The sequence below is a fragment of the Frankia sp. CeCAU1 genome (assembly GCF_977971845.1).
Window position 1 is genome coordinate 1 of the sequence record NZ_CDWWXA010000077.1, and the last position, 1,941, is coordinate 1,941.

General features: G+C 68.2%; 1 protein-coding gene and 1 tRNA gene. One reads left to right on the forward strand and one right to left on the reverse strand.

The window, feature by feature from the left end:
* Positions 1–89 precede the first annotated feature (89 nt).
* Positions 90–165: transfer RNA gene (locus tag AC08OO_RS14455), tRNA-Lys, on the forward strand.
* Here the strand turns inward: AC08OO_RS14455 and AC08OO_RS14460 are convergent.
* Complete coding sequence (locus AC08OO_RS14460) at positions 137–1,789, reverse strand: recombinase family protein (protein WP_476611377.1); 1,653 nt, start codon at positions 1,787–1,789, stop codon at positions 137–139. The two genes, AC08OO_RS14455 and AC08OO_RS14460, sit on opposite strands and share 29 nt — an antisense overlap.
* Between the last annotated feature and the right edge of the window lie 152 nt (positions 1,790–1,941).

Here is a 1,941-nt window from a genome sequence, read left to right on the forward strand (position 1 = left end):
AGCCGACGCCCCATCCACACCCCCACAAACCGCACCGACACCCCGGCCACCGCCCCGAGGACACACAGTTCGATATCATGACTCTCGCAGGGCCGTTAGCTCAATTGGCAGAGCAGCCGGCTTTTAACCGGCGAGTTCAGGGTTCGAGTCCCTGACGGCCCACCATGTTTGGCATTGTACGAACCGCTCCCTTCGGGGGCGTTGTGGCTGGTAGGGCGGCCTCGGTCGGCGCGGGTCTGGGGACTTTGAAGACTGGTTGGAACCGTCCGGGGCCGAGGGTCTTGACTTCGTGGATGAGGGTTTCGACGAGGGCCTTGCGCTGAAGGTCGGTGCCGACTTCGATGATCGTATCGATGTGGTTTGCGATCTTGCTGAGGGTGGCGCGTGGGGGCATGACGGGTTCGTCGTCGATCTGGGCGCTGAGTTCGGTCTGTCGGCGGCGGAGCTGCTTCTGCTTGGTGCGCAGCGCGGCGAGTCGGGTGGCGAGGGTTTCTTCGTCGAGGGTGCCGCGCTCGAAGGCGGACAGGTAGCGGTCGATGGCCTGGTCGGTCTGGGTGAGGTCGGCCTGGACGGTGGCGAGTTCGCCGGTGCGGTCGGTGTGGGCGTTGTGGTGGCGCTGGCGGGCGTGGTGGACGGCGTCGGCGATGAGCTGCTGGTGGTCGCGGTAGAAGGCGGCGAGTGCGGTGAGGACGGCCTGGTCGAGGGCGTCGGCGTCGAGGCGGGGGGCGTCGAGGACGGCCTGGTCGAGGGCGTCGGCGTCGAGGCGGGGGGCGTCGCAGCGCTCACGGCTGTAGCGCAGGCGGGTGAAGCAGGTGTAGTAGCGGTAGGTCCGGTTGCGGCCCCCGGCGTTGGAGCCGAGCATCGCTTTGGCGCACTGCGGGCAGCGCATCCGGCCGGTGAGGTAGTAGTCGGAGTCGCTGGCGGCTCGGTGGGTGTGTCCGTCGCTGCGGATGGTGAGGATCTTCTCGGCCTCGGCGAACTGGGCGGCCTCGATGATCGGCTTGTGGGTGTCGGTGACGGTGATCTCTCGGAAGGTCAGTTCGCCGAGGTAGATGCGGTTGTCCAGGACGCGGAGGACCTGGTGTCCGGACCAGGGTCCGCCGGTGGTGGTGCGGTGGCCGCGTTCGTTGAGGGTCTTGGCGATGGCGCGGGTGCCGAGCCGGTCGCGGACGTAGAGGTTGAAGATCAGGCGGACGACGGGCGCTTCCTTCTCGTCGGCGAGCAGTTTCCAGTTGGCGCGGTCGACCTGGTAGCCGAAGGGCCGGTTGCCGCCCATCCACAGGCCCTTGGCGGCTTTGCGTTCCATGCCGGCGATGACCCGGTCGATGATCGTGTCGCGTTCGAACTGCGCGAGCATCGCGAGCAGCATGCGGCCCATCGGCGTCGCGGTGTCGAACGGCTCGGTGGCCGAGCGGAACACGACGCCGGCCTGGTCGAGTTCTTCGAGCAGGGTCACGGTGTCGCGCAGGTTGCGGGAGAGCCGGTCGACGCGGTAGACGAGCAGGACGTCGATCAGTCCGTGGCGGGCCGCGGACAGGGCGCGTTGCAGGTCGTCGCGGTCGGTGGTGGCGCCGGAGGCGTCGTCGGAGAACCGGAGGGCGATGGCCCAGCCGGGTTGGGAGTCGATGTAGGAACGGAGTCGTTCTTCCTGGGCTTCGATGGAGTAGGGCTGGTGCTCGTCGTCGGTGGAGCGCCGCAGGTAGATCCCGACCCGGACGGTGTCGGGCGGGTCGGCGGCGGGCTGGGGCGTGCGGTTCGCGCTCTTTCGACGCGAGGTCGCACGGGCCATGGCGCGTTTCCTTTTCTGCCGGTACCGGTCGTGGGCGGCCGAGTTTTATGCGTGGCGCCGGTGGCGGCGGAAAATGCGACGGCACATCGACGGGCAGGAGGATCGCTTGTGGGCCGGCTCGCTACTGTCGTCGTGGAGCAGGAGGTACTGAA